This window comes from Pseudomonas sp. HLT2-19-2, from assembly GCF_054898005.1.
Map to the genome: position 1 here is coordinate 699863 of NZ_CM142712.1, position 26135 is coordinate 725997.

At 59.5% G+C, this 26135-nt stretch carries 30 protein-coding genes; 5 read left to right on the top strand and 25 right to left on the bottom strand.

What is annotated here, in order from left to right:
- Window positions 1-55 precede the first annotated feature (55 nt).
- The 3 genes from ACYZTU_RS03305 to ACYZTU_RS03315 form a co-directional block, all read right to left on the bottom strand.
- Window positions 56-700 carry a retron system putative HNH endonuclease gene (locus tag ACYZTU_RS03305; protein ID WP_461967983.1) on the bottom strand — a complete coding sequence of 215 codons (645 nt, stop codon included), beginning with the start codon at window positions 698-700 and terminating at the stop codon, window positions 56-58.
- A complete protein-coding gene (locus ACYZTU_RS03310) occupies window positions 697-1968 on the bottom strand; it encodes an AAA family ATPase (RefSeq protein WP_461967985.1) in 1272 nt (423 codons plus the stop codon). Before ACYZTU_RS03310 ends, ACYZTU_RS03305 begins: the two co-directional genes overlap by 4 nt.
- Before the next feature lie 78 nt (window positions 1969-2046).
- Window positions 2047-3276 carry an MFS transporter gene (locus ACYZTU_RS03315; RefSeq protein WP_461970949.1) on the bottom strand — a complete coding sequence of 410 codons (1230 nt, stop codon included), beginning with the start codon at window positions 3274-3276 and terminating at the stop codon, window positions 2047-2049.
- A gap of 166 nt (window positions 3277-3442) precedes the next feature.
- Between ACYZTU_RS03315 and ACYZTU_RS03320 the strand changes: the two genes are divergently transcribed.
- The 4 genes from ACYZTU_RS03320 to ACYZTU_RS03335 all read left to right on the top strand — a co-directional run bounded on the left by ACYZTU_RS03320 (window position 3443) and on the right by ACYZTU_RS03335 (window position 5812).
- A complete protein-coding gene (locus tag ACYZTU_RS03320) occupies window positions 3443-4345 on the top strand; it encodes a LysR family transcriptional regulator (RefSeq protein ID WP_461967987.1) in 903 nt (300 codons plus the stop codon).
- 92 nt (window positions 4346-4437) lie between these two features.
- Window positions 4438-4743, top strand: a complete 306-nt coding sequence (locus ACYZTU_RS03325; RefSeq protein WP_461967989.1) for a type II toxin-antitoxin system RelE/ParE family toxin — start codon at window positions 4438-4440, stop codon at window positions 4741-4743.
- Window positions 4740-5027: an addiction module antidote protein gene (locus ACYZTU_RS03330; protein ID WP_007943750.1), complete on the top strand. Its 288-nt coding sequence runs from the start codon at window positions 4740-4742 to the stop codon at window positions 5025-5027. Before ACYZTU_RS03325 ends, ACYZTU_RS03330 begins: the two co-directional genes overlap by 4 nt.
- A 341-nt stretch (window positions 5028-5368) precedes the next feature.
- Complete coding sequence (locus ACYZTU_RS03335) at window positions 5369-5812, top strand: DUF2846 domain-containing protein (RefSeq protein WP_046053969.1); 444 nt, start codon at window positions 5369-5371, stop codon at window positions 5810-5812.
- 42 nt (window positions 5813-5854) lie between these two features.
- Here the strand turns inward: ACYZTU_RS03335 and ACYZTU_RS03340 are convergent, their stop codons facing one another.
- The 5 genes from ACYZTU_RS03340 to ACYZTU_RS03360 all read right to left on the bottom strand — a co-directional run bounded on the left by ACYZTU_RS03340 (window position 5855) and on the right by ACYZTU_RS03360 (window position 8740).
- The gene (locus ACYZTU_RS03340) at window positions 5855-6292 is read right to left on the bottom strand and encodes an excinuclease (RefSeq protein WP_461967991.1); all 438 of its coding nucleotides are present in this window, start codon (window positions 6290-6292) and stop codon (window positions 5855-5857) included.
- Between the two features lie 142 nt (window positions 6293-6434).
- Entirely contained in the window at window positions 6435-6713 is a 279-nt protein-coding gene (locus ACYZTU_RS03345; protein ID WP_461967993.1) for a DUF6953 family protein, read from the bottom strand.
- 29 nt (window positions 6714-6742) lie between these two features.
- Window positions 6743-7054, bottom strand: coding sequence for a (2Fe-2S) ferredoxin domain-containing protein (locus ACYZTU_RS03350; protein ID WP_461967995.1), 312 nt, complete (start codon window positions 7052-7054; stop codon window positions 6743-6745).
- A gap of 19 nt (window positions 7055-7073) precedes the next feature.
- The gene (locus tag ACYZTU_RS03355) at window positions 7074-7970 is read right to left on the bottom strand and encodes a DMT family transporter (RefSeq protein ID WP_461967997.1); all 897 of its coding nucleotides are present in this window, start codon (window positions 7968-7970) and stop codon (window positions 7074-7076) included.
- On the bottom strand, window positions 7970-8740 hold the full coding sequence (locus ACYZTU_RS03360; RefSeq protein WP_461967999.1) for an iron-containing redox enzyme family protein: 771 nt from the start codon (window positions 8738-8740) through the stop codon (window positions 7970-7972). The genes ACYZTU_RS03355 and ACYZTU_RS03360 overlap by 1 nt, the downstream gene beginning before the upstream one ends.
- A 132-nt stretch (window positions 8741-8872) precedes the next feature.
- Here ACYZTU_RS03360 and ACYZTU_RS03365 point away from each other — a divergent pair, with 132 nt between their 5' ends.
- Window positions 8873-9787: a LysR family transcriptional regulator gene (locus ACYZTU_RS03365; protein WP_461968000.1), complete on the top strand. Its 915-nt coding sequence runs from the start codon at window positions 8873-8875 to the stop codon at window positions 9785-9787.
- A gap of 135 nt (window positions 9788-9922) precedes the next feature.
- Here the strand turns inward: ACYZTU_RS03365 and ACYZTU_RS03370 are convergent, their stop codons facing one another.
- Genes ACYZTU_RS03370 through ACYZTU_RS03450 form a run of 17 tightly spaced genes read right to left on the bottom strand, consistent with a single transcriptional unit; the run spans window position 9923 to window position 26131 of the window.
- Complete coding sequence (locus ACYZTU_RS03370; RefSeq protein ID WP_461968002.1) at window positions 9923-11149, bottom strand: beta-ketoacyl-ACP synthase; 1227 nt, start codon at window positions 11147-11149, stop codon at window positions 9923-9925.
- A complete protein-coding gene (gene fabG / locus ACYZTU_RS03375) occupies window positions 11149-11877 on the bottom strand; it encodes a 3-oxoacyl-ACP reductase FabG (RefSeq protein WP_461968004.1) in 729 nt (242 codons plus the stop codon). Before fabG ends, ACYZTU_RS03370 begins: the two co-directional genes overlap by 1 nt.
- Complete coding sequence (locus ACYZTU_RS03380) at window positions 11874-12335, bottom strand: hotdog family protein (RefSeq protein ID WP_461968006.1); 462 nt, start codon at window positions 12333-12335, stop codon at window positions 11874-11876. The genes fabG and ACYZTU_RS03380 overlap by 4 nt, the downstream gene beginning before the upstream one ends.
- The gene (locus ACYZTU_RS03385) at window positions 12332-13528 is read right to left on the bottom strand and encodes a beta-ketoacyl-[acyl-carrier-protein] synthase family protein (RefSeq protein WP_461968008.1); all 1197 of its coding nucleotides are present in this window, start codon (window positions 13526-13528) and stop codon (window positions 12332-12334) included. The genes ACYZTU_RS03380 and ACYZTU_RS03385 overlap by 4 nt, the downstream gene beginning before the upstream one ends.
- Entirely contained in the window at window positions 13525-14007 is a 483-nt protein-coding gene (locus ACYZTU_RS03390; protein ID WP_449642720.1) for a hypothetical protein, read from the bottom strand. Before ACYZTU_RS03390 ends, ACYZTU_RS03385 begins: the two co-directional genes overlap by 4 nt.
- A complete protein-coding gene (locus tag ACYZTU_RS03395) occupies window positions 14007-14732 on the bottom strand; it encodes a class I SAM-dependent methyltransferase (RefSeq protein ID WP_461968010.1) in 726 nt (241 codons plus the stop codon). The genes ACYZTU_RS03390 and ACYZTU_RS03395 overlap by 1 nt, the downstream gene beginning before the upstream one ends.
- Window positions 14729-15976 (bottom strand): NAD(P)/FAD-dependent oxidoreductase, encoded by a 1248-nt coding sequence (locus ACYZTU_RS03400; RefSeq protein WP_461968012.1) that lies wholly within the window; start codon window positions 15974-15976, stop codon window positions 14729-14731. The genes ACYZTU_RS03395 and ACYZTU_RS03400 overlap by 4 nt, the downstream gene beginning before the upstream one ends.
- On the bottom strand, window positions 15963-17123 hold the full coding sequence (locus ACYZTU_RS03405; protein WP_461968014.1) for a cation:proton antiporter: 1161 nt from the start codon (window positions 17121-17123) through the stop codon (window positions 15963-15965). Before ACYZTU_RS03405 ends, ACYZTU_RS03400 begins: the two co-directional genes overlap by 14 nt.
- On the bottom strand, window positions 17120-19459 hold the full coding sequence (locus tag ACYZTU_RS03410) for an MMPL family transporter (RefSeq protein ID WP_461968016.1): 2340 nt from the start codon (window positions 19457-19459) through the stop codon (window positions 17120-17122). Before ACYZTU_RS03410 ends, ACYZTU_RS03405 begins: the two co-directional genes overlap by 4 nt.
- Entirely contained in the window at window positions 19443-20045 is a 603-nt protein-coding gene (locus ACYZTU_RS03415) for an outer membrane lipoprotein carrier protein LolA (RefSeq protein WP_461968018.1), read from the bottom strand. The genes ACYZTU_RS03410 and ACYZTU_RS03415 overlap by 17 nt, the downstream gene beginning before the upstream one ends.
- Window positions 20042-20467 (bottom strand): acyl-CoA thioesterase, encoded by a 426-nt coding sequence (locus ACYZTU_RS03420; RefSeq protein WP_461968020.1) that lies wholly within the window; start codon window positions 20465-20467, stop codon window positions 20042-20044. Before ACYZTU_RS03420 ends, ACYZTU_RS03415 begins: the two co-directional genes overlap by 4 nt.
- Window positions 20460-22004, bottom strand: coding sequence for an HAL/PAL/TAL family ammonia-lyase (locus tag ACYZTU_RS03425; protein WP_461968022.1), 1545 nt, complete (start codon window positions 22002-22004; stop codon window positions 20460-20462). Before ACYZTU_RS03425 ends, ACYZTU_RS03420 begins: the two co-directional genes overlap by 8 nt.
- On the bottom strand, window positions 21985-22932 hold the full coding sequence (locus tag ACYZTU_RS03430; RefSeq protein WP_461968024.1) for an LpxL/LpxP family acyltransferase: 948 nt from the start codon (window positions 22930-22932) through the stop codon (window positions 21985-21987). The genes ACYZTU_RS03425 and ACYZTU_RS03430 overlap by 20 nt, the downstream gene beginning before the upstream one ends.
- The gene (locus ACYZTU_RS03435) at window positions 22929-23663 is read right to left on the bottom strand and encodes a glycosyltransferase family 2 protein (protein WP_461968025.1); all 735 of its coding nucleotides are present in this window, start codon (window positions 23661-23663) and stop codon (window positions 22929-22931) included. The genes ACYZTU_RS03430 and ACYZTU_RS03435 overlap by 4 nt, the downstream gene beginning before the upstream one ends.
- Window positions 23656-25338, bottom strand: a complete 1683-nt coding sequence (locus tag ACYZTU_RS03440; RefSeq protein ID WP_461968027.1) for an AMP-binding protein — start codon at window positions 25336-25338, stop codon at window positions 23656-23658. Before ACYZTU_RS03440 ends, ACYZTU_RS03435 begins: the two co-directional genes overlap by 8 nt.
- On the bottom strand, window positions 25335-25880 hold the full coding sequence (locus ACYZTU_RS03445) for a COG4648 family protein (protein ID WP_461968029.1): 546 nt from the start codon (window positions 25878-25880) through the stop codon (window positions 25335-25337). Before ACYZTU_RS03445 ends, ACYZTU_RS03440 begins: the two co-directional genes overlap by 4 nt.
- Window positions 25877-26131 carry an acyl carrier protein gene (locus ACYZTU_RS03450; RefSeq protein WP_017336166.1) on the bottom strand — a complete coding sequence of 85 codons (255 nt, stop codon included), beginning with the start codon at window positions 26129-26131 and terminating at the stop codon, window positions 25877-25879. Before ACYZTU_RS03450 ends, ACYZTU_RS03445 begins: the two co-directional genes overlap by 4 nt.
- Between the last annotated feature and the right edge of the window lie 4 nt (window positions 26132-26135).

A 26135-nucleotide genomic window follows, 5' to 3' on the forward strand; every position in this document is an offset into this window, starting at 1 on the left:
TCCTTAAGTGAACAGCATTGCGGCTTATGCCGGGCGTTTTTGTTTGTGTTTTATTTCAGAGTCCGAGGAGCTGTTCGGCGTAACGGGCGATGACGTGGTCGAAAGCGTTTTGGTCGCGGACCTCGGCAGAGCGAATGACAGTAACGAGGCGAGTCAGGTCTTCATTGCTGGCCTGTGTGATGAATTCGTCATCGAACAATCGTCGGATTGTGTTCTGACGACGATTGTTGAGGTAAGCAATGTCTAGCGCCAGCACTTCAATCATCTTCGTTGCCGGCAAGTCATCAGAATCTGTCGGCTGGATTTCGCCCGTGCGTAGATAACGGAAACGTAGTTCACATTGCTCATCCATGGGAGAGATGTACTGCGTTTCGTCAAACCAGTTGCCCTTGCGATGGCCGCAGTGCAATGGATTTCCGGGCTTTGTCTCACGTAGGCAGGAGGCATGGAGGTTTTGATACTCCAATGCCAGTTCCTCATAGTGCTCTTGAGGTTTGAAATGCTCGATATGACTGCTGCCAGCATCCATTTCTCTGCCGCAGTAACAACAAAAGAATCCTTGTTCGAGCAACAAGCTGTTGTGCAGATCCCGCTTTTGCGGGTTTTGCAGCGTTGGATAAGTCGGACTCCACTCATCATTTGCTGAGTTTTTCCATTCTGTAAATGAAGCGGGTTCAGTTCCTTTGAGCACTCGTTTCATTTACCGAGGATCTCCTTGCGCCTGATCAACGCCTCGGCTCCTGCGAACTCAGGAAGATCAGGGGCTTCTTTCTTCAGCGCCTCAAGTTGCAACTTCGCCTTTTTGAGGTCGTTGTCTTCTAGGGTTGAAAACAGCTCTGAAAGTAGTTTTTCAATCTCGGGCTCGCGTTGCGCAACGTCCATGACTTCTTCAAGTACGCTACTGGAGTCCAAGCCGTAGGTGACCCGTGGGTGGGACGCATCGCCGTTATTCAGCACAATGACTTCTTCGGGCTTCAGACTGCCGATGATTTGTGGTGAGTGGCTGGCGGCGATGAACTGGACTTTTGGGAAAGCCTTTTTCAGCGCTGGAACGATACTGCGCTGCCAGGCTGGGTGGAGGTGAATATCCAGTTCGTCGATGATGACGACACCTGAAGTGTTTTTTAGAACGTCCTTGCCCATGTGCGGGTTGAGAATGCACATGCGGCGGGCGATATCAGCAAAGAGCGCGACCATGCCGCGTTGGCCGTCGCTGAGATTGTTGAAGGGAATGGTTTTCTCTCCTTCAACATCGATCAACAAGCTTTGAAGTCTAAGGTCGTAGCGAAGGTCTTTCGTTTTCGGCAAAGCTATCTCAATTGCTTGATTGACCCACGCCAATTCGTCATCGAATGTGGACAGTGCCGATTTTGCATCCAACAAATTTTGCATTCGTTCGAGTGTCTTGCCGATAAGCCAGCTTTCGAAGTCTTTTAAGTCGGTAACAGCATCAAACCAGTTCGTGTATCCGTCTAGGCGAGAGATTTTTTGTTGTGCCGCAGACTCGGCTGAAATATTTTCGCCTTTCCACTGACGATTAGATCGGTAAAAAACGAGAACAGGTAACTCGACCCTTTCTCCAAGATCGAATGTTACGAGCTCTTTGTCTGTCGCAAGACCCAACGCATCATTTACCAGGGGTGGGAAATGCTCGCCCGCCTGAGTGGTTTCCCATTTCTTGACTCCTAGAATCTCTCCCTGTGCTGCTAGCAGAAGCGGGAAACTCCGTTCGAAGCGGCTACGGCCTTCGAATTTGTTAATGACAAAGCGCACGTCGTCCTGGGATAGGCCGATGGCCTGCAGTTTTATCGTGTTCGCATATTCGATGAACGAAACAGCCACCGCCTGCAACAACGAAGTCTTCCCGCTCCCGTTAACTCCCACCACCAGATTGAAACCCGGCTGAAAGTCGAAAGTGGCATCTTCGTAGCAACGAAAATTCTGAATGTGGAGACGGTCCAGGCGCATTCTGGCTTCCCTTTACCAAGGCTGACGAATGCCGTCAGTGTACCTTGGCTCGCGATTACCGCTAGGCCGCAGTTGTGGCTAAACCTGTGCGGTGCCCTGGAGTGGCGGCAACTTCGCCAGCTTCAGCGCAACCAGCAACGCAATCACCAGCAACCCGCCAATGAACAGTCCAATCCCGTTCCAACCGCCGAGGTGCCAGAACACCCCCCCGGCAGTACCGGCAATGCTCGACCCAGCGTAGTAGCTGAACAGATAAAGCGACGACGCCTGCCCCTTTGCCTTGATCGCACGACGGCCGATCCAGCTGCTGGCTACGGAGTGCGCGCCGAAGAAGCCGAAGGTAAAGATCAACATGCCAATGATCACCACCGGCAGTGGCGTGAACATGGTCAGGGCGAGGCCCGCGATCATCAGCACGATGGTCGCCCACAGCACTTTGCGACGGCCAAGTTGGTCGGCCAGGGCGCCGATTTTTGCCGAGCTGTAGATACCCGAAAGGTACACCACCGAGAGCAACCCGACGAAGGCCTGATCCATGTGGTACGGCTCGGCCAGCAAGCGATAGCCGATGTAGTTGAACAGCGTGACGAACGCGCCCATCAGCACAAAGGCTTCGAGGAACAGCAGCGGCAGACCGGCGTCGCGAAAGTGCAGGGTGAAGCCGTCAATCAAGCTGCGCGGGTGCAATGAACGGGCGCGGAAGTTGCGCGACTCGGGAAGGATCTTCCAGAACACCGTCGCCGCGATTAGCGCCAGGCCGCCAATCACCAGCATCGCCGTGTGCCAGCTGACAAAGTCGATCAATACACCGGTGATCAGGCGTCCGCTCATCCCGCCAATCGCGTTACCACCGATGTACAGCCCCATGGCCAGGCCGATGTGCTGTGGATGAATCTCTTCGCTCAGATAGGTCATAGCCACCGCTGCCAGGCCGCTCAACGACAACCCGATCAACGCGCGCATGATCAATACGCCTTCCCAACTCGGCATCATCGCGCTGGCCATGGTGCACAAGGCCGCTGCGAACAACGCGGTCACCATCACTGGCTTACGTCCGACGCGATCGGAAATCGGGCCAGTGATCAGCAGGCCGATGGCGAGCATGCCAGTGGCCACCGAGAGGATCAGGCTGCTCTGCGCCGCGTTGATGGAATATTCGTGGGACAACAGCGGCATCATCGGTTGCACGCAATACAGCAGAGCGAAGGTCGCGAAACCGCCAGAGAACAGCGCCAGCACCGTGCGCATAAACATCGGCGTGCCTTTTTCGATGTAGATCTCCTTCAATTCGGCGACAACATCCTCCACCGCTGCGGGCGGAACTTCATGGGCAAGTGGAGCGACAGCAGTTTTCACTTCGGACCTCGGAGGGCGCAGCCGGTCAGGCAATGAAAAAAGCATATAGCTGCCTAATGATTCAATCCAATATATTGTTCGACCTGTTTGATAGGTTTAACGACCTAATGGAGTTTTCATGGAATTGCGTCACTTGCGCTACTTCATCGCCGTCGCCGAAGAATTGCATTTCGGCCGCGCCGCCCAGGTGCTGGGCATCTCACAACCGCCCCTGAGCCAGCAGATTCAGGCGCTGGAGCAAGAGGTGGGTGCGCGGTTGTTCGAACGGACCAATCGTCGGGTCGAGCTCAGTGAAGCCGGTCGGCTATTTCTGGAAGAGGCGCGGCTGGTGCTGGCGCAGGTCGATAAAGCGGCAGACGTGGCACGGCGGGCGCAGCTGGGTGAACTGGGTGAGCTGAAGATCGGTTTCACCTCGTCGGCGCCGTTCAACTCGACCATTCCACAGGCGATTTTTTCGTTTCGTCAGCGATTTCCGGCGGTGCACCTGAACCTGCGGGAGATGAGCAGCACCCAGGTAGCGGATGCGCTGGTGGATGAGTCGATCGAAGTCGGGATCATGCGGCCGCTCGGGTTGCCGGACTCGCTCAGCGTGGTGGAGCTGATGCGCGAACCACTGGTGGCGGTGCTCAGCTCCAAGCATCCGTTGGTGAACGACAGCGAAGATGGATTGTTTCTGTCAGCCCTGGCCCTCGAACCCTTCGTATTTTTCCCACGCAGCTATGGCAGTGGTCTGTACGCACAATTACTCAGCCTGGCCCGGGATGCCGGTTTCAGCCCGCACTTCGCGCAAGAGGCGGGCGAGGCGATGACGATCATTGGTCTGGTGGCCGCGGGGCTGGGTGTTTCGGTGCTACCAGCGTCCTATCAACGGATGCGCATCGACGGGGTGGTCTATCGGCCTCTGCTCGATCCTGAGGCGGTGTCGGCGGTGTGGCTGGTGCAGCGCAAGGATCAGAAGTCGCCGATGGCCAAGGCGTTTGTGGAGTTGTTGACACGGAAGGTTGAGCCGCTGAAGCCATAGCTGCGCGCAATTGATCGATTACTAGACTGCCGAATGTCTGCTCATCAGGATTCCTGGTTGAGCAGGTGTAGCTCAAGAGCTACACTCAGTGCATGACGGAGATCCTTCGAAGCTCAACATTCTCTGGCTGGCTATTGAAGCTGGCCGATAGCCGCGCCAGGATGCGTATCCAGGTGCGAATTGACCGCATGTGCGAAGGGAATTTTGGTGATGTCAAAGCCATCGGAGAAGGGTTGAGTGAAGCACGAATCAACTATGGTCCCGGTTATCGGGTCTATTTCATTCAGCAAGGCAACCAGTTGGTCATCCTCCTTTGTGGTGGTGACAAAAGCAGCCAAACCCGTGACATCAAACAAGCCAGGCTAATTGCGAAATCCTGGCAGGAGCAAAACCCATGACCGAACAATTCACTCGCTGGGACTCTGCCGAGTACCTCAAGACCGAGGAGGACATGGCCAATTATCTTGACGCTTGTATGGAAGAAGCGGGAGATGATCCAGCATTCATCGCCAAGGCTCTCGGGACCATTGCACGTGCTCGCGGCATGACTCAGGTCGCGCGGGACGCGGGGCTTTCTCGGGAAAGTCTTTACCGTGCCCTGTCAGGTGAAGGGAATCCAGAGTTCGGTACCATCCTTAAAGTCGTGAAAGCTTTAGGCTTGAAGTTACACGCCAGTACCTGAGCCAAATTAAAAGAAAAAATAAAGGTATGGTCTTGAGCAATACTGCCTGCGTTCCCGAAAGGGGCTTTGCGAGACTCTGAGGATCCTGGGCAACCAGCCATCGCAGAGCCAGACAGGTACAGGGCGAGACAAGTCGACCTGTTTGACCGAAAGGCGCCCTTTGTCGTTCTGGCGTTACTGAAATCGTTGAATGACTCGATTTATGACCAGCGCAGGAAGATCAGCGGGGCGGTTACGTTGATTGAATTGTTGACGCGCAAGCTGACGCCATAGAGCTTCAAGGTTCTATTGGGTACGGCCGATAACCGTGGCTGGACTCATCAAAACAATGGAGAAACAGGATGTTCAAGCAGTTAACCTTCACCGCGTTGCTGGCATTGACCGCTCTGACCGGTGGTTGTGCTTCGGTAAAAATGGCGGATGAAAGCCAGGACGCTCAGGCCAAGACCTTCCAGGTCACCCCGGACAAAGCCAATATCTACGTTTATCGCAACGAGAGCATGGGTGCAGGCGTGAAAATGCCGGTTGCACTTAATGGCAAACCGGTAGGGCAGACCGTCGCCAAGTCTTACCTGATGTTATCCGTCCCGGCCGGTCAACAGACCCTGGTGTCCTCGGCGGAAAACGATTCTGAACTGAAACTCACCGCAGAAGCCGGCAAGAACTACTTTGTCTGGCAGGAGGTGAAAGTGGGCTTCATCAAGGCGCGTAACAACCTGCAAGTTGTCGACGACAAGACAGGCCGCGCTGGCGTCGCGGAAAGCAAATTGATTCAAGCTCAGTAAGCATCTGGGCGACCTCTGCGTAAATCGCAGGGGTGGTCCCGTTCACTGCACCCGTACCAAATCCCCGCGCAACGCTACTCGCGCCACAAACACTCCGGCCCGGCACTCATAGGTGTTCAGGTCTTGGCGCACATGCTGATCGTAATAACTCACGATGTTGATCACCGCATTCGCCCCGACCCGCTTTGCCTCTGCTTGCAACTCGATCAACGTCGATTGCACTGCCCACTCACAGGCATCGAAATCGCTCTTGTTGGAGGCATTGGTGGGCCAGTCGCTGACGACATTCGTGCGCAACACTTGAAGGTGCTCCGTTGGTCCGTTGCCGGCCAGGTAGAACCTCACGCTGCCATCGAGCCGCCCGGCGCGGATCGCATTGGACAGGACTGTCTCAAAAGGCATGTACATCAGATTGGTTGCCTGGCTGGCACTGGGCAGCAGGCCGAACAGTAACGCGCCGATTAGGGCGTTCACTTGCATGGTCATCTCCTTGACGTGAAAGAGAACCGCGAGTCATGTGACGAATCAGCGTTTTCGGTTCGAGCAGGCTGGGTGCATGCGGGTCTGATTCAGCGAGTGTAGATGGGATTGACTGATCGTTCCCACTCGTCGGGATATCTTGTCAGCGGCTCACGCGCATGCCAGCTGGATCTTGTGCGGTTCTTGGCCTCCATAGTTGAAAGCTTCGGCTCCATACCACGTACTCAGCAGTCAGTGCTTTAAAAGCTTCGAGTATCGACTTGTTTACGGCCCAGTTTCCGTGGCGATTCAGGTACACATGAGCTTCGCCGAACACCAGACGGATTTCCCGCGCAGCGAGGGCTTGCGGTAGATAGTTCTGTTTACGGTATTCGGCCAACATCCATTGGGCGATGCGCATGTCTTCATCTGTCCAAGTCATGGCGTGGATTCCTGCTGACGGTCCTTGGTTCACAATTGCTGATCGGGGCGGAAGAGGTGTTGATCGAGAATGCGTTCAACCTGTTGCGGCGTCTTGCACGAGAACCACAGGTTAGCGGGGTAAATCACCATGACCGTGCCGTGGTCGCAGCGGCCCAGGCAGCCCGATGCGTTGGCGCGCGATGTTCCCGGTTCACCCATTTTGGCGAGCTTGCGTTTTGCTGCGCTGAGCAGTTCATGAGCGCCTGAGCCTGAGCAACTACGGTGACCATCAGGGCGCAGGTTGGTGCAAATCAGCACATGGTGTTCGTAAGCCAAGGTCGGATTTTCTGCGTCATTCATAGGTGGTCACGACCTCTGTTCAAACTTTGTCGGCAGGAACTGCGGCTTTCGATGGTTCCAGATTGAGGGCAAGTACGCTCGTCAGCACAATGGCCGTTCCTACGATGACCATGACAGAAGGGCGTTCACTCAGAACCAACGAGGCCATCAACATCGCTGTGGGTGGTATCAGGTAAAGCGAAATGGACGCGCGGCTCACGTTGCTCTGTGCCAGTACGTATGCCCAGGCGAGGTACGCAAGGGCGCTGGGGAAGATGCCCAGAATGAGCACCGCCAGGTTGACCGAAGTTGAGGCGTTTTGTACTTCGCCCCACAGCCCCGGGATATATACAAGCAGCAGTACCGTGCCCGACCAAATGGTGTAACACACCATCGTCAGCCCGTCATAACGATGGGAATGGCGTTTTTGCAAGGCGAAATAAAGACTCCAAGACAACGCCGCCAGCAGAATCAACAGCCCATGCGCGTCCAGCTCACCAAAACCACGGTCCCCGGTGACTACCACCGCGGCGCCGAGTAGCCCGCATAGCACACAGATCCATTGCCAGCCGTTGACCCTATCTTTGAACGCGAAATGTGCCAATAACGTGCTGAACAGCGGGGTGGATTGTGCCAGTACGCTGGCGGCCCCAGCGCTAACACCTCGTTGGCCGTAGTTGAGGGCGATGTGGTGCAGGCTGACGGCAAAGAACCCCAGCACTGCCAGCAGAGGCAGGTCTTTCAGGCGAGGCAGGGAAATAGGCATCACCAATGCGACGCCAGCCATGAACGTTGATGCGATGAGAAATCGCATCAGCGCGAGATGACCGGGCTCATAGGCCTTTAGCCCGATGTGGATTCCAATGGGGGAATAGGCCCAGCAAAGGATTACAAAAATCGTCGCCAAAGCGATTTTTATGCCGGGCCTTGTATTCATTAAGTCGTAACCCTCGACGCAGCCCGACTTTGCATGCTGGGCATGGCACGGGCTATACCGTCCCAGTACTGCTCGGTGATGATCAGGAAGCGGTTGAACGAAGCGCTGACTTCCTCTATGTGCTGGTCGGTGGTGCATTCTTGAGTGGCCGCTTTCACCGCCTGGATCTTGTGTTCTTTTTCTGCATCCCCGATGTGGATGTAGAAGTACTCGCAGTGTTCATGAAAGTCGTCGTTATTGGCGTACAGGTGCTTATAGTTGCGTGCCCCTTCGTACAAACGGGTGAGCATCGAATAGGCCAGCCATTCCTGAGCCAACAATGTGCCGAGTACATGGCGCGGATTGTTGTTGTGGCCCTCGTCGGTGAACAAGCTCAACTGTTCGTGGATGAACGTGCGGGTGCTTTTCAGCACAGGCAGAGCCGTGAGTTCGTCCATGCTGTACGGCCGATCAGCGAGACGGCTGAGAAGGTCGACCAAGTAGCTTTCCAACAGGGCGAGGTGGGCCTTTTCCGGGTTGCCGTAGCCCATCTCGGAGTACAGGTCTTTGACGATTTCAACCTGAGCATTCAGGTTGTCAGTGCCCAGAAATGACAGGGCGACCATACGAGAGGTCAGCGTGGTACGGGCCAGGTAGTTTCGAGCAAACACCTCAACGTCGGCCAGGGGGAGTGAGCCACCCATCCAGCGTCGATAGAATGCGTTATCCAAGGCTTTATGGGTGAAAACACTTTCGGCGAGGGACTGGATTTTTCGCTCAACTAACTCCATAAAAACTCCTGCTTATCGAGGGATATGATAGGGCGGCGGCGTCACTGCAACGTGCACCGGTTGAAGTATCAAAAACACCCAGCCTCACTACAAGTGACTTAAACTGATCTATGCATTCACTCTGGGTGAGCTATGGAATTGTCCCAACTGCGCATGTTCAAGACGGTTTACGACTTCGGCAGCATCGCGCGCGCCGCCGAGTTGCTGCACTGCGTGCCGTCCAATATCACCGCACGTCTCAAGTCCCTGGAGCGTGAGCTCGGCACACCGTTGTTTTTCCGCGACGGACGAGGGTTGCGGATCACTCCTGCTGGGGAGGTATTTCTTGATTACGCGACGAAGATCCTGGGTTTGGCTGATGAAGCTCGGCGTGCGGTAGCTCCCAACAACACCCCAGGCGGTCCACTGCGCATTGGCGCCATTGAATCTAGTGCTACGGGACGGCTGCCCCGTTTATTTGCCAAGTACCATGCGCTGTACCCGCAGGTGTCTCTGGAGTTGAGCACCGGCACTTGGGCTCAATTGCTGGACGATACTCAACATCACCGACTTGATGGGGTGATCGTGGCGGTGAACATTGAACGCCCCGGTCTTGAGCGTGCAGTGGTGTACCGGGAAGATTTAATTCTCATCGCGTCCGAGTCGCATGGGCCATTACGCAAAGCAGCGGATCTGCAAGGTAAGGAAATTTTCATGTGGCCCACGGGCTGTCCGTACCGGTTGGCGCTGGAGCAGTGGCTGTTGCGCCATGATCAGGTGTTGCCGATCGTCAGCATTGCAAGCTATGGCACCATAGTTGGTTGTGTCAGTGCCGGTGCCGGCGTTGCGCTGGTACCTCGCGGTATCTATGAGCAATACCGCCACAGTGCGGGTTGGCAAGGATATGAATTCCCGGAACTGACGAGTATCGACAACCTTTTTTACTGGCATGAAAACGCAGGTCGACACCCGGCTCGGGAGGCGTTTTTGGCGCTACTGCAGACTGAGTTCGAGGGCCCAGCTGCGTTGGAAGGAGGCGCTTGTGCGCCTCAGGTAGAACCCTACTGATAACTGCACCTTCACCAGATCCCCTTCAACGCAACCCGGCCATAATCGTCCCGGCGTGGCATCCATAGGTCTTGGGGTCCTTGCGCTCATTGCTCTTGTAGACGCTGACGATATCCTCGACCTTGAAGTTTTAAGTTACGACCAACGCCGAAAGATCAGCGACGTATTAACCCCACCAAACGCAAAATTATTGTTCATCACGTACTGGTTGCTCATCTTTCGGAACTCGCCGCGCAGGTAATCGAGCTTGCCGCAGCGCGGGTCGACGTCGTCGAGGTTGAGGGTGTGGACGTACAGGTCGCAGTTCAGCATTTCGATGCTGAACCAGGATTCCAGCGCGCCGCAGGCTCCCAGGGTGTGCCCGAGGAAGCTCTTCTGCGAGCTGATTGGCATGTGTTCACCAAACAACGCGCTAGTCGCCAGTGTTTCGGCAATGTCGCCCTGTTCAGTGGCCGTGCCGTGACCATTCACGTAGCCGATGTCCGAAGGCTTCAGCCCGGCATCTTCCAAGGCCAGCTCCATGGCCCGGCGCATGGTGGTTTGCTCCGGCCGGGTGGCGTGCTGGCCGTCGGCGTTGCTGCCGAAACCGACGAGTTCGGCGTGGATGTGCGCACCGCGAGCCAAGGCGTGTTCGAGCTCTTCGAGCACCAGCATGCCGCCGCCTTCACCGATCACCAGGCCATCACGGGCGCTGTCGTAGGGGCGTGGGGAAGTTTGCGGCGCATCGTTTTTCAAACTGGTGGCGTAGAGCGCGTCGAAGACCATGGCTTCGGTCGGGCACAGTTCTTCGGCGCCGCCGGCGAGCATCAATGGCAGGCGGCCGAACTTGATCGACTCGTAGGCGTAACCGATGCCCTGACTGCCGCTGGTGCAAGCGCTGGAGGTCGGGATCAGCCGCCCGGTGAGGCCGAAGAAGATGCTGATATTCGCCGCCGTGGTGTGCGGCATCATGCGCACGTAGGAGTTGGCGTTCAGGCCCTCGGCCACCGAGTTGAGCAGCATGTTGCCGAACGCCTTGATCTCATCGGTGCTGCCGGTAGATGAGCCGCAGGAAACGCCCATGCGCCCGTCCTTGATCGATTCGTCACCCAACAGCCCGGCATCGGCCAACGCCCGTTCCGCCGCACCGACCGCCAAACGCGAGACCCGGCCCATGCTGCGCAATTGTTTGCGGGTCCAGTGGCTCGGCACTTTGAAGTCATCGATCGGCCCGGCCAGGCGTGTGTTGAGTTCGGTGAAGCGATCCCACTCATCCATGCGGCGGATGCCGCTGCGATTGGCCGCGAAGTTGCTGGCGATGGTGTCCCAATCGCTGCCCAGTGAGGTGATGCCGGCCATGCCGGTGACGACGACGCGCTTCATCAGCACAGGCCTCCGTTGACGGCCAGAACCTGTCGGGTGATGTACGACGCTTCCGCCGACATCAGGAAATTCACAGCGCTGGCCACCTCTTCAGGTGTGCCCATGCGTTGTGCGGGAATCATTTTCATCAGTTCTTCCACCGGCACGTTTTCATCGAGCATCGCGGTGTCGATCAAGCCGGGTGCGACACAGTTAACGGTAATTTTGCGCTTGCCCAATTCGATCGCCAACGCCTTCGCGGCTCCGATCAACCCGGCCTTGGAGGCGCTGTAGTTGACCTGCCCACGGTTGCCGATCAACCCGGAAACCGAGGTGATGCAAACAATCCGTCCGGCCGCGCGGCGACGAATCATCGGCATCATCACCGGGTGCAGTACGTTGTAGAAACCGTCGAGATTAGTGCGCATCACCACATCCCAATCATCCTCGCTCAGGGCTGGAAAAGCACCGTCACGCGTCAGGCCGGCGTTAAGCACCACGCCGTAATAGGCGCCGTGGGCTTCCACGTCGGCTTCGAGAGTGGCTTTGCAGCTGGCGCGGTCGGATACGTCGAATTGCAGGATGCGCGCTTTACGTCCCAACGCTTCGATCTCGGCCTTCACGATTTCAGCGTCCGCAAGGCCAGTGCGGCAGTGCAGCACGATGTCATGCCCGGCCTGAGCCAGACGCAAAGCGATAGCGCGGCCGATGCCACGGCTGGAACCGGTGACCAGTACGGATTCAGTCATGACTGGGTTCCTTGAGATTCATGAAGGTATTGAGCGGCCTGAGGCGGACGGAACACGTTCAGACGAGCGGTGGCGTGAATGCCGGGGGCGGTGATGTGGCATTCGAACACGCCCATGCCGTTGTCGTCTTCCAGCGAGCGTATTCCGTGGATGGTCAGCTCGGTGCCGGCGGGGAAGTGCTCGACGTTGCATTCGAATTTACGGGTGCCAAGCAGAAACCCCAGCTCGACCGCATCGCCACGCTGGCGGGCATGGCAGCCGGCGTAGGCGGCGACGCTCTGGGCCATCAATTCGATGCCGACCCAGGCCGGCAGGCTGCCGTCCGGGCGGTTGAACAGGCCATCGGGTTTGACCGTGAGGCGGGTGTGAATCTGCTCGTCATCGAACGCCAGGATCTGATCGATGAAGATCATGTCGCCAGCGTGCGGCAGCAGTTCGGCGATCGGCCAGTCAATCATGGGGCGTCTCCGATAATCAGGCTGACGTTGTTGCCACCGAAGGCAAAGGAGTTGCTCATCAGATAGCGAGGTGCAATGGACGCCAGGCGATCGGCCGGGGTCACCCACTTCAGGGCGGGCAGTTCGGGGTCCGGTTGGCCGTCCCAGACGTGGGGCGGCAGGGCGTGCTCGCGGTTGCCTGCACTCAGGCTCAACCAGCAGAACGCCGCTTCCAGAGCGCCGGCCGCGCCGAGGGTGTGGCCGGTCATGGGTTTGGTCGACGAGCACGGCACACCCGCCGGGAACAACGTCGCCACTGCCAGGCTTTCCATGGCGTCGTTGTGTTGGGTGGCGGTACCGTGCAGGTTCAGGTAATCAATCTGCTGCGGTTGCAATTCTGCTTGGCTCAAGGCTTTACGCATTGCTTGCAGGGCGCCACGGCCGGTCGGTTCCGGCGCAGAAATGTGATGCGCGTCGGAGCTGGCGCCACTGCCAAGCAGGGCAATCGGCTGGCTGTCGCCAACACTGTTGCTCATCAAAAACAGCACCGCCGCTTCGCCGATGTTGATGCCGTTACGGTTCACCGAAAACGGGTTGCAGCGTTGCCCGGACACCGCTTCCAGCGCCGAGAATCCATTGAGGGTCAACTTGCACAGGCTGTCGACACCGCCGCACAGCACCGCGTCGCACAAGCCCAGGTTCAGCAGCCGCTGAGCACTCATCAGCGCTCGGGCGCTGGAGGTGCAGGCCGTGGATATCACATAGGCCGGGCCGCTCAGTTGCAGCCAGTCGGCGAGGAAGTTCGCTGGAGCGCCGAGCTCCTGTTGCTGATAGTCGTAATCGGCCGGGAACTGATGCTCGCGGATGTAATGGGCCAGGCCGCGACTGGCTTCGTCGATGCCCGAAGTGCTGGTACCCAGAACGATACCGATGCGGCTGCGACCGTAAGTCTGGATCGCTTGGTCGATGTCGTCGCGAATTTGCAGCGCGGCTTCCAGCAGCAATTGATTATTACGGCTGCTTTGCTGCGCAAGCTCAGCCGGGATCGGTGCCAGTTCGCCTTGGACTGCGGCCACGGGCAGCGACCGTTCCGCCACCCAGCCGGCCTCATTGCGCATGCCCGAGCAGTCACCGGCAAACAGGTTGCGGGCGACTTCGTGCTTGTCACGACCCAGGGCGCAGATCACCCCGAGGGCGTTCAGGTAGGCCGTCATGGCGCGTCCCCACTGAGCGGCGTGACTCGATATTTCGGGCCTTTGGGCAGGTTCAATTCAAAGCTCATGGGTTGTGAGTAACGGACGTCCCAGTGCGCTGGCAAGGACCGTTGCGAGCCATGCTGCCAAGCGGCGGGATAGTTGGCCGACAGTTCATCTTTTGGGGTTAGCGCAAACAGCAGCGCGGCGAACAGCTCTCGTGCTTCAGGATTGGGTGGCAGCAGGCCGTCAGCCTGCCACTCGCCGTCGACCAGTTTCTGGCGTGCCTGTGGAATGCCCAGCAAGTCCATCATCGACCAGCGAATGCCTAAGCCTTCACGCTGGATCACCAGCACCCAGTCCTGCCGTTGGTCAGCCACCAGGCGCTGGATGTGCAATTGCAGCGGCAACGACAGGTTCGGGGTTTGCTCGGGCAGCGGCGCCCGGCTGGCGCAGGCGCTCAGCAACAGGACGCAACCCAGGAGCAGAAAACGGATCATCAGGCACACCTTTCAAGGGGTTTGCGCGCGACCACATTGACCAGGGTTTCTTCCCGTTGGCCAACGGGTTTTGGCTGGCGCAGACCAAAGCGTTCAAGCAAGCCGAAATCCTTGGAGCGGCTCCACCACAGGTACGGATAAGACACGTTTTTCGGGCCGAATTCGAACCCCTGTTGGCGAATCATTTCCAGATACCCGGCGGCGCTCTTCTGCACATGCATCGGATGGCGGAACAACCAGCGGATCACCCAAGTATCAATGTAAGCCTCGGTGGATTCGGCGAACAGCAGATAGCCACCGGGCTTGAGTACGCGGTAGAACTCGGCCAGTGCCTGTTCCTGCTGCACCAGATGATGGAAGGTCTGGTGACAGAACAGCAGATCGACGCTGGCGTCCGGGACGTTGATGCTCGCGCAGTCGCTGCCGATCAACTCCACCTCCATGCCCTGACGGACGGCTTCTTCGCCGGCCAGGTTCAGGCTGTGAGGGTCGGCGTCCAGACCGATCAGGCGCTGGGGCGCAAAGGTCTGGCGCACGTACTGAAACGACTTGCCCTGACCGCAACCGGCATCCAGCAGCACCGGGTTGCTCGGCAATGGTTCGCTGAACAGGCCGCCAAGGTCATTGATCGCTACTCGCAACACATGGTGCTGCCAGGTGTGGCTGCGCAGGAACCAGATACCGAAACGGGTTTCTTCGACGTAGGTGTCGCTCAAGTAGCTCATATGGCATCCCTTGCGCAGAGCTCCGAGAGCATCCGCAGCCGGCGCTTGGGCTCGGCAACGAACGGATTGCGCTCGTCCCAGGCATACCCGGCCAGAATCGAACTGATCATGCGGCGAATATCCGCAGAGCCGCCCACGTGATAGATCACGTCCTGGAACGTCCCGGCGTACCAGCCTTCGACGTAGCAACGGAACGTGTCGACGCCGCGCTTGAGCGGGAGGGCGAACTCAGTCTGCCAATCGACACGTTCGCCTTGCAGTTGGCGATGCAGAACCCCGGCGGCCATGCTCGCCGAGCGCATGGCGATGGTCACGCCGGAGGAGAACACCGGGTCGAGAAATTCCGCCGCGTTGCCGAGCAGTGCAAAGCCTGGCCCATGGAGGGTTTTGACGTTGGCCGAATAGCCGCCGATGGTTCGAGCAGGCGTGTCCCACACGGCGTTGTTCAGCACGCCGGCCAGGCTTGGAGTTTCAGCGATAAACCCGCGAAGGCACTCGTCCAGATTCTCCATGCGGCCTTCGAAGTGTTCGGCTGCCGCGACCACGCCCACCGAGCAACGACCGTTACTGAACGGGATGGTCCAGAACCAGATATCGCGGTGGATCGGATGGGTGGTGATAAGGATTTTTTCCCGCTCGAAGGTCGGGTTGTCGATGTGGTCTTCGACGTGGGTGAACACGGCCTGGCGCACCGGAAAATTCGACGGAGCTTCAAGGTCGAGCAAGCGCGGCAGCACGCGGCCGTAGCCGCTGGCATCCAGCACGAAGTCGGCTTCGACGCGGTACTGGCTGCCGTCTTCGCGAAGCACATCGAGCTGCGGTTTTGGCAGGGTGAAATCGACGCTGACGATGGCTTCGCCGTAGCGAACGTCCACGCCCTGCAGCGCGGCCTGATCGGCCAGCAGCTTGTCGAAATCGGCACGCTGGACCTGGAAGGTGGTCGGCTTGCCGTTGCTGAAGGTGTCACCGAAATCAAAGGCGCTGTACTGCTCGCCCCAGGCGAATGCCGCACCGTTTTTGAACTGGAATCCAGCGGCGTTCACGGCCTCGAGCATGCCGGCTTCTTCGACGAAATCCAGGCAATGGGATAGCAGGCTTTCACCGATGGAAAACCTTGGGAAATGCTGGCGTTCGATCATCAACACGTCGTGACCTTTGCGCTTGAGCAGCGCGGCGGCAATGGCGCCCGATGGACCTGCACCGATCACCACGACCTGGCGATGTTCCATTTCAACTGTTGGCACGGGGGCTCCTTGCCGGGACGGCGATGATCAAAGGGGTTCGGTGCATGCCGGCGAGTGCCGGCAGCAGTGTCGCGATCAGGCCCATCACCATCAGCGCGAAGTACAGCGCGGGGCTGATGAGGTGTTGTTGTAGCAGCAGGTTGAGAAAGACGATCTCGCTCAAGCCACGAATATTCAGCAAGACACTTTCCCGCCAGCGACTGGCGCCTTCAAACGAGGCGTCGGCCCAGCCGAGGCCCAGCCAGTTGCCCAGCAGTTTACTGGCAATCGGGAACAGCAGCAGAGCGCTTAGTTGCACCCAGCTGAGACTGGCCATGGCCGCGTGTACGTTGATTTGCACGATACCGAACGTGAGGATCAGCGGAATCGCGATGTACGTCTGCAAGTGACTCATCCAGATCACCGGCAACGGCAGCACCAACGGCACTTTGAGCATTGCCATCCACAGCAGGTAACCGATGCCGAAAATCAGCGCGTTGAGCTTGAAGTGTTCCGCCACGACTAACAGTGCGAAGAAGCACCCGCTGTGCAGCAACGGCTGGCGCAATCGGAACAGGCGCAGCAGCAACGGCAAGCAGGCGCCGGCCAGTGGCAGCAGGAGGCTGCTCAGGTGCAGGCTGCCCTGGGCGATGGCGAACAGGGTCCAGCACGTGAGGTCGATGAGGATGGCGGTTTGCACCAGTCGCCGAGTGGCGGCGGGCGGGTAGTTGATGTGCCGCAGGTACAAATACAACACCGGAATCGCGGTGATGGCGAACAGCAAGCCGACCGCCAGGGAACTGATCCAGGGTTGCGGCGGCAACAGCCACACCGCGGTTGCTAGCCCGCAGGCAAACGGAATGGAGAAACTCGGCAGGGCGATTTTCAGGCTCTGACGGTCGAGTCGCAGATCAATCACGTCACTGAGAATGTGCCCCAGCAACAAGGCAAAACTCAGACTGTAGAAGTTTTTCAGCCAGACCGGCGCGACCAGCGCGGCGCCGCTCAATTGCCACTGGGGTTCGATCCAGAAGTACATCAGCAGCGGCAGGCCGAAGGTGGCCAGCAGCAACTGGCTGACGATCGGGATCACGCCGAAGTGACGACCGACGCGAGTGGCCACGGCGAACAGGGCCAGGGCCATTGCCCAAAACAAGGCGATCATCATGCGGCAGACTCCGCGACGGGGGTGGCGTGAACCTGGCGTCCGGCCCAAGGCGCAAGAATGAAGCTGAAGGCCAGGCCCAGGCTAACGGACAGGCCGAAGTTGCTCACCGCCGGTGTGCTGGACACCGCCAGCAGACCGAACGACAGCCAGGTGGTCAGCGCCGCCAGCAAGGTGCCCAGCAGGCTCACCGCAGCGCCGCCGACCTGTTCACGCATGAGGATCGCGTAATCGACGCTGATGGCCGTCACCAGCAGCAGGCCGAACAGGCTGAACAGCGTCAGCGGTTGCCCCAGCCAGCCGAGACTGGCCAGGCTGCACAGCGCGGCCAGCAGCGGCAGGGCGACGATTCGCAGCGCGCCACCGAAGCCGAACGGCAGGATCAGCACCAGCACGATCAGCACACAGGAAGCAAGTTTCAACTCTGCGGCGCTGATCTGGGTGTCGGCGAACACCTTGTTCAACTCACCGAGGCGGTCCACCAGTTCTACGCCCGGCAAATCCAGCGCCTGGACTCGTAGCAGAGAGGGGTTGTTCAGGCCTTGCAGACTGACCATCGCCGCTACGCCGTCATCGGTCGGTCCCAGCCACAGTGCGCGATAGGGTTCGGCCAACGGACCGACCAGCGCCGCGTCAATGTCTTCGGTGGGCAGTGCCTGTAACTTCGTGAGCTCTGCTTGCAGCGCCTCGGCCGGCACGCCGACATCGAGCAGCGGTTTCCAGAACTGCGGCAATTTGTTCAACGCTTCGCGCACTTTCCGCTGTTCGGTCGGTTGGCTGACCAGTTGATTGAGCGACAGATAGCCCTGGAGTTTTTCCAGGTTGACCAACTGATCCAGCCGCTCGCTCAACGCGGTTTGGCGTTCCAGCAGTTCTTGCTGGTTGGCCGCGCGCACCAGGAAGAACTGGCTGGTGGGTTGATAGCCCGTGATGCGCGCAATGGTATGTGCTTCGTCAGTCAGTTGCTGCGGTGCTCCGACCCACTGGCGAATGTCGTTTTTGGTGTCGAGCTGCAACAGGCCGCCCACACAAAAGGCAATCAGCAGCGCCAGCAGCACCGGCGTACTGGCGAGTTTGAGCAGCGCTTCACGGCGCCCCAGCAAATACTCGGAAACCTGCAGCGGCCACTGCGCTGGACGCAGGTCGACGCCTTTGAGCAGTGCCGGCAGCAGGCACACCGCGGACAAATACGCGCCGAGCAGACCGGCGGCCGAGAACACGGCAATCTGGGTCAGCGCCGGGAACGGGGTCCAGGCCAGGGCCAGGTAACCGATGCAACTGGTGATCAGGCTCAGCGTCAGGCCCGGCAACGTCAGGCGCAGGGCCGGCCAACTGTGCCAGGGTTTCAGGCTCCAGCTCTTGGACAGGTAATGCAATGGGTAATCGACCGCCACGCCGATCAGGCTCGAACCGAGCACCAGCGTCATCACGTGCATATGGCCGAACAGCGCCACGCAGGCCACCGCGCCGAAGAGCATGCCCACCAGCACCGGGACGAAGGCCAGCAACACGCGCCAGCGCCGGAAGGCCAGCAGCAGCATTAATAGAATGCCCACCGTGGCGCCGCCACCGACCCAGGTCATTTCTCTCGTCGCTTGCTGTTGACCGGCTGCAGCGTAGAGCAGGCCACTGGCGGCAATCAGCTGCACGTCGGCCTGGGCGGCCACTTCGCGGCTGTGCTGGAGCAGGTCGGCCACTTGCAGCGGCAAGTTCATGTCGAAGGCGTTGCCCGTGGTTCGCGAACGCAGCAGTACCCAACTCTTGCCGTCGGCATCGGCGACCAGCGCACCGCTGCCGATGTCCAGTTGCACGGCGCCGTGTTGCGGCTGGCTGTTCTGGATGCGCCCGGTCAGGCCCAGCCAGTCATCCTGGCTCGGCACTAGACTAAAACCGGTGAAGGGGTCGAACAGCGCTTGCACCCTTTGCTGGATAAACGCGTCGGGATGCTCGATCAGTTGCTGCCGATCAGCCGCCGAGAGCATAGCCAGTCGGCCTTGCAGCAATTGCGTGCGCAGCGCCGGGAGGTCGGCTTGCAGATTCCATTGGACCTTTTCGAACAAGCCGCTCGCCTGCCACTGCTCACCCAGTTTCTGGGCCATGGCGACGGCTTGCTGGCGATCCGTATGACCCACCAATACCAGCATTTCGCGGTTCAGCGGTTCTTGCATGCGTTGTTCGGCGCGTAGTTCCAGCGCGTCCGGCGCCGTGCCCGGCACCAGCTCCATCAGGTTGGCCGACAGCGGGGCGCCATCACGCCATTGCCAACCGGCAAGCGCAAGCACCGCCAGCAGCAGGATCAGAAACAGCCGTGGAAGCCTCCGTTCACTGGGCAAAGTCATGTTGCTCCGCATCGCTCAACGGCTGGGCGCTGGTGCTGTCTTGCATGCGTAAAAGCGTGCTGTCGCCCTGGGTTTCGAGCAGCTCGATGCTGTGCACCAGTTCGCCGCCGACAATGTTGATCTGAGTGAACACCTGCTTGAGCAGCATTGAGCGCGGGGTCAGCGTCAGCTTCCAATTCTGCGTATCGCCGCTCAGCGCAAGCTCGAAATCCCGTTGCAGCCCGCTGCTGTCACCTTGCAGTACGGCGAGGAACAAGCGGTTTTGCTCGGCGCCGGCACTCTTGCTCGGGAGCGTTTGCCAACCGGTGGCATCACGCCGGGCAATGCCTTTGTCGCTGATGCGGTAATCCTGTTGCAGCGGGGTTTTCAACAGCCAGAGCAAGCCGTGGTTTTTAGCCAGGACGAAGGTGCCTTTGCTGGTCAACGGCTGGGGCAGGGCGCGCAGGTGTTTTTCCTGGATGAAGTTGCCGTGGATCACATCGGGTTTGGCCAATTGATCGCTAAGCTGTTGCAGATCGAATGCATGAGCGATCGATGACAACCCAAGCAGCGCCAGCGCGCCGAGGCATTTGAAGAACGAGGTCATGCGAGCATCCTTTCAACAGCGTCGGTGAACACCTTGGGTGAGGCCAACAGCATTTCGCGGCTGCTCATGTCGACGGCAACCTGCACGGAACTGGCGCGGGTCAAGCGCTCGCCGGTTTCCAGATCGCTGATCAGGTAGCTGATCTTCAGACGGTTCTCCCACTCCACCAGATTGGCGCGCACGTTCAACTTCTGACCGAACACCGCGCCGCGCACATAACGCAATTGCAGATCAATCACCGGCCACGCGTAACCGGACTCAACCATGGCGTCGTAGTTGTGGCCGATCTTGTCCAGCAGCGCGCAGCGGGCGACTTCCAGGTATTTGACGTAATGGCCGTGCCAGACGACGTTCATGGTGTCGACGTCAAAGAACGGCACGAGGATTTCCGTATCGGTGTGAAGCACGCCCTTGCTACGCATGCAGCCTCCAGTGTTGTTCGGCAATACGCTTCAGGCACAGGCGCAATTCGCCTTCCAGCGCCCGGTCTTCGATGACCGGCGGGAAGTCTTTCGCCAGCTCTTCGTGCATGGAGGCCAGGGCTGGCGGCAGCGGGCGCGCATCCTCGGCCTTGCTGCGCAGCCAGACGCCTTGATTGGCGGCCAGCAGGGTGGCGGCGGCGACCTGTTCGGTCAGTTCCAGCACGCGGATCGCATCGCGAGCGGCGATGGTGCCCATGCTCACCTTGTCCTGGTTGTGGCACTCGGTGGAGCGCGAGAAGACACTGGCCGGCATGGTGTTTTTCAGCGCTTCGGCGGTCCAGGCACTGGTGCCGATCTGCACGGCTTTGAAGCCGTGGTTGAGCATCGCGCGATCCGCGGTTGCACCGGACAGGTTGCTCGGCAAACCGTGGTTGTAACGCTCGTCCACCAGCAACGCGAGTTGACGGTCGAGCAGGTCGGCGACGTTGGCCACCAGGTTTTTCAGGCTGTCCATGGCGAACGCAATGTGGCCGCCATAGAAGTGCCCACCGTGCAGCACGCGTTCGGCTTCGGCATCGATGATCGGGTTGTCGTTGGCACTGTTGAGTTCGATCTCGATGAACGAGCGCAGCCAGTTCAGGCTGTCGGCCAGCACGCCGAGGACGTGGGGCGCGCAACGCAGGGAATAGCGGTCTTGCAGGCGATGCAGCGGCGCGGTTGGCGCGTCGATCGCCAGATCCTTGCGCAGCCACGCGGCGACTTGCATTTGCCCCGGATGCGGCTTGGTGGCGAACAGGCGTTCGTCGAAGTGCTCGGGGTTGCCTTGCAGCGCGACCACGTTTAACGCGGTGATGCGGGTGGCCAATTGCAGCAGGTAGTCGGCGCGGGCGTACGCCAGGCAGGCGAGGCCGGTCATGACGGCGGTGCCGTTCATCAAGGCCAGGGCTTCTTTCGGGCGCAGTACCAGCGGCTCCCAACCCATTTCGCGGTGCACGTCGGCGGCTTGCCAGCGTTCACCCCGGAACATCACTTCACGCTCGCCGGACAACGTCGCGGCGACATAGGACAGCGGCGTCAGATCACCACTGGCGCCCACCGAACCTTCTTCCGGAATCAGCGGCAGAATGTCGTGTTCGAGGAAGGCTTGCAGGCGTTCCAGCAGCTCCACGCGCACCCCGGATACGCCGTGGCACAGCGACTGTAAACGCGCCGCCAATACCGCGCGAGTGGCTTGTGCATCGAGCAGTTTGCCCAGGCCGCAGCCGTGGAAGGTGTACAGATGACGGGGTAACGCTTCGACGTGATGCAGCGGCACCGCGACTACGCAGGAATCGCCGTAACCGGTGGTCACACCGTAGATCACGCCTTCCTTGTCCAGCAGGGAGTCGAGGAATCGCGCACCTTTGGCGATACGCTCGCGGTACGCAGGGTCGCCTTGCAACTGCGTCGGCACCTGACGATTGGCCAGGGCCAGCACGTCTTCGATGCGCAAAGGGAGTTCGCCGAAGGTTACCGGCTCAAGCGTTGGCGTCGTCATCGGTCTTCCAGAAAGGGTAAAAGTTGAACCATTGTTGAGGCGCTTCAAGGCAATAGTGACCCAAGCGTTCGGCATAGCGGGAAGCCCACTGATGAATGACCTGCTCGCGGTCGCTGCGTTTCCACACCATGGCCTCGGCGAACGGTTCGAGGGTCAATCGATAGTCGCCCGTCGGTTTCTTCAGGCACAGCATCAGGTTGATCGGGCATTTCAGCAGGCCGGCCAGCAACCATGGCCCCTGAGGGAACGCGGCTTGATGGCCGAGGAAATCCACGGTCACGCTGCGCCCGCCATGCAGCGGCACGCGGTCGCCGGCAATCGCCAGCCACTCGCCGCGCTCAAGGCGCTCATGGAGTTGCAGCATGATCAGCGGGTCCAGCTCGCTGACCTGGATCAGTCGCAGATTGGTCGCGCCGGCTTCGCCCAGCAAACGGTTGAATTGCTCGGCGTGCTTGGTGTGCACCAACACGTTCATCGTGACTTTTTCGCCGATCTCGGCCAACGCACGGCAGACCTCGAGATTGCCCAGGTGCGCGCCCACCAGCATCTGCCCGCGGGTGCCGCGCAGTTGATTGCGCAGCAATGCAGGGTCGATGATTTCGATCTGCTCGATGCTCAGCTTGCCGTTCCACACGTCGAGTTTGTCGAGCATGGAATCGGCGAAGGCCATGAACTGGCCGAAGACCCGCCAATGAGTCGGGCGCAATTCGTTGCGACCACTCCAGTCGGCGAGCCGTTGCTGGTATTGCCAGGCGCTGCGGCGGGCGCTGCGACCGAACAGGAAAAAGTACAAAACGATGCCGTACAGCAGCGGGCTCAGCACCCGCCGGCCCAGCACCTTTGCACCGAACGCCATGAGCTTCATCAGCCAGAAACTGCCGCGCTCCTGGCGGTCAGCCCAGTGCTTTTTGTCCCCGTTGCTGCTCATGCTCGCCACCGTCGCCAGAGAATCAACGGCGCCCGTAGCAACATGCCGAAGAACAGCCGGGTGTGCATGCTCGTAATCAGCACGTTGTCGTGGATCAGGCGGAAATGCGAGACGCCGTCCAGCGGGTAATGGACTTTGGTTTGCAGCCATTGCATGGGGAGATTGCGCCAGGCCAGTCGCACGAGAATGTCCGAGTCGAAGTCCATGCGCTTGCCGATCTTCGCCGAATCGATCAGCGCCAGGGTCGATGGCAACGGATAGACGCGGAAGCCGCACATGGAATCGCGAATCTGCAACGACAGGGTGTTGATCCAGACCATGACGTGAGTCAGGTAGCGGGCGTACAAGCGACCTTTCGGCACGCTGGCGTCGTATTGCGGATAGCCGCAGATCACCGCTTCGGGATGGGCGCGTGATTGTTCGATGAAGGTCTGGACGTCTTGCAGATCATGCTGACCGTCGGCGTCCACCTGCAAGGCATGGCTGAAGCCCAGGCGCGAGGCTTCGCGCATGCCGGTCATGACGGCGGCGCCCTTGCCTTGATTAGTGGCGAGACGGATCAGGAACACCTTGTCGCGCTTGGCCAGTTGATCGAGCACCTTTGCACAGGCCGGGCTGCTGGCATCGTCCACGAGAATGCATGGCAGGCGGCTTGCCAGCAGCGCATCAACCACGGTGGTGATGGCGGTTTCGTGGTTGTAGACCGGGACCACGGCGCAGGGATTATGCATCGGTTGCTGCCTCCAGCAAGATCCGCCCACTGGAGCAGGTCGCGGTCTCGTTGCGATAGGCGAAATACAACTTGCTGCGCGTCGGATCGAAGCGCAAGTGCAGCTGGATTTCATCGCCGGGGCGCACCAGTTGCTGGAATTTCAGCACTTCCATACCGGCGAATTTTGCCGGCAGGTTCATCAATTGCTGGCCCAGCGTTAGCGCCCATTCCACTTGCACCACACCGGGCAATACCGGCGCCTGGGGGAAGTGGCCGCTGAAGTAGGCGAGGTCGGGTGGTACCGCCAGTTGCAGGCTCCACTCACCATCGACTTCGATCTGCTCCAGCACCTCCGGCGCCTTTGGGCGCGGCGCCAGCAGCAGGGCTTCAACGGTGGCCTGGGGCAGTTTGCCCTGAGCGTTCAGCGGCAGATGCCGCAACAGGCGCCAACGGCGTGGCAAGGCCAAGGCCTCGCAATGCTGGCTCAGATGTTGACGCAGTTCTTGCGTGAAGGTGCGTCGACCCTGATTGCGCAAGGCATGCAGGCCTGACTCGGTCAGCACGAGCAGCGCACCCAGCGAAGCGCGGTTTTCCTGAACCACGCCTAGACGCGCTTCGGCGACCCAGTCATGGGCCATCAGGGCCTGTTCCAGCATCGGTAGCGAGATACGTTTTTCTTCCAGTTTGACGATCCGGTCCAGCCGTCCGAGCAGTTCGAATCGGCCGTCGGCAGCGATTCGCGCGGCATCCGCGGTGTGTTCGATATGGCCGTGCGGCAAGTACGGCGAAGCGATGAGCAGGGCGCCGTCGCTGTCCTGGTTCAATTCGATGTCCGCAAAGGGCTGCCAGAGATCGTCGCCCTGACGCCAGGCGATGCCGCCGGTTTCCGAGCTGCCGAGGATTTCCGTCGGCCATTGCTGCAGGCGTTGCTGAAGGCGTTGCGCGGCCTCGGCCGGCAATGCACCGCCGGAGGAAAATACTCGACGAACCGCGCTTAAAGCGGGCCAGTCTAGGTTGTCGCCCATGCGCTTGAGCAGCGCCGGGCTGGCGACCCAGGCAAACGCCGGGTGTTCGCGGCTGGCGCGCTGCAGGTCTTCAGGGAATGCCAGCTGCTTGCGCACGAACGAGCGCCCGGCGCACAACGGCCACAGCACTCGAAACAACAACCCGTAAATATGCTGAGTGGAGACGCTGCCAATGATGCAAGCCTGGGCCAGATCGGCACCCCAGAGTTGCTCCAGCGCTTCGACCTCATTGGCCAATTGACGCAGGGTTTTGTCGATGCGCTTGGGCTCGCCACTGGAACCGGACGTGCAAAGGCTCAGCGAACAACGATCCAGATCCAGTGCGGCGGCGATCAACGGCGCATGCCGGTAATCGCTCAGGTGCGCGTCATCGGCCTGATCGGTCAGCCACAGATCGACTTCGGTCGACCAGCGCTGTCGAGTCTGGGGTTGCAGGTCTGCGGGCAGCAGCACGCTGACCCCGGCACGCCAGGCACCCAGCAGGGCAATCGCCAGGTCGGCGGCGTCCTCAAGGTGCACGGCAATGCGCCGTACTCCTTGGGCTTGCAGGCCCGCGGCGAGGCTCAACGCCTTTACGCACAGTTGCGCGTGATTGAGCGTCGGTTCGGCCGTCACGGCACGTTCCGGTTGCGCCTTGAGCAACAATTGCTCAAGTTTTATCCAATTCATGGGTGGCCTCGTACCCGTTGTCGTATAAGCCATTCAATGGCAAACAGCAGGCCCATCAATCCGTAAGAAATCAGGCCGGTGTACAACATCCACCAACTCAGCGGCGCCCAGAGGGTCAGGGCGGCAGCGAGCAAACCGTTACAGAGGAAAAACACGCTCCAGACGATCGTCACTTGGCGCGTATAAACAATCGCCTTGGTCGGCAGTTGCGGTTCACGCATACGCGCCAGACGTTCGATCATCGGTGGGCCGTATTTCAGGCTCAGGCCAAACAGCCCGAGCATGAAAGCGCTGATCAGCACCGGGTACCAGCGCAGCAAGAGCGGGCTGTCGAACAGCGCCAGCAACAGGCAAAAAACGATCGCGGTGATCGCCATCCACAGGCTGCCAGGGCGGCGTGCGCCGAGCAGTGCCCGGGCCAGCCACAGACTGCCCAGCAGCAGACCGAACTGCCATGGGGCGAAATGCTCCATGCCGAAATACACCGCGAAGGGGTACAGCAGACCCGCCAGCAGCAGGCCAAGGCCGATCAATCGACTCATGCGGCCGGCTGAACCAGACGGTAGACCGCCTCGACCACGTCGCTGACCGTGCGCACCGTTTTAAATTCTTCGGCGGCGATTTTCTTGCCGGTCTGGCGTTTGATGTGATCGATCAGATCGACCGCGTCAATGCTGTCAATTTCCAGGTCCTGGTACAGGTTGGATTCGAGGCTCACGCGCTCGGGGTCCAGCTCGAAGAGCTCGACCAGAGCATCGCGCAGGGTGTTGAAAATGTCGTCACGAGTTTGCATGGTC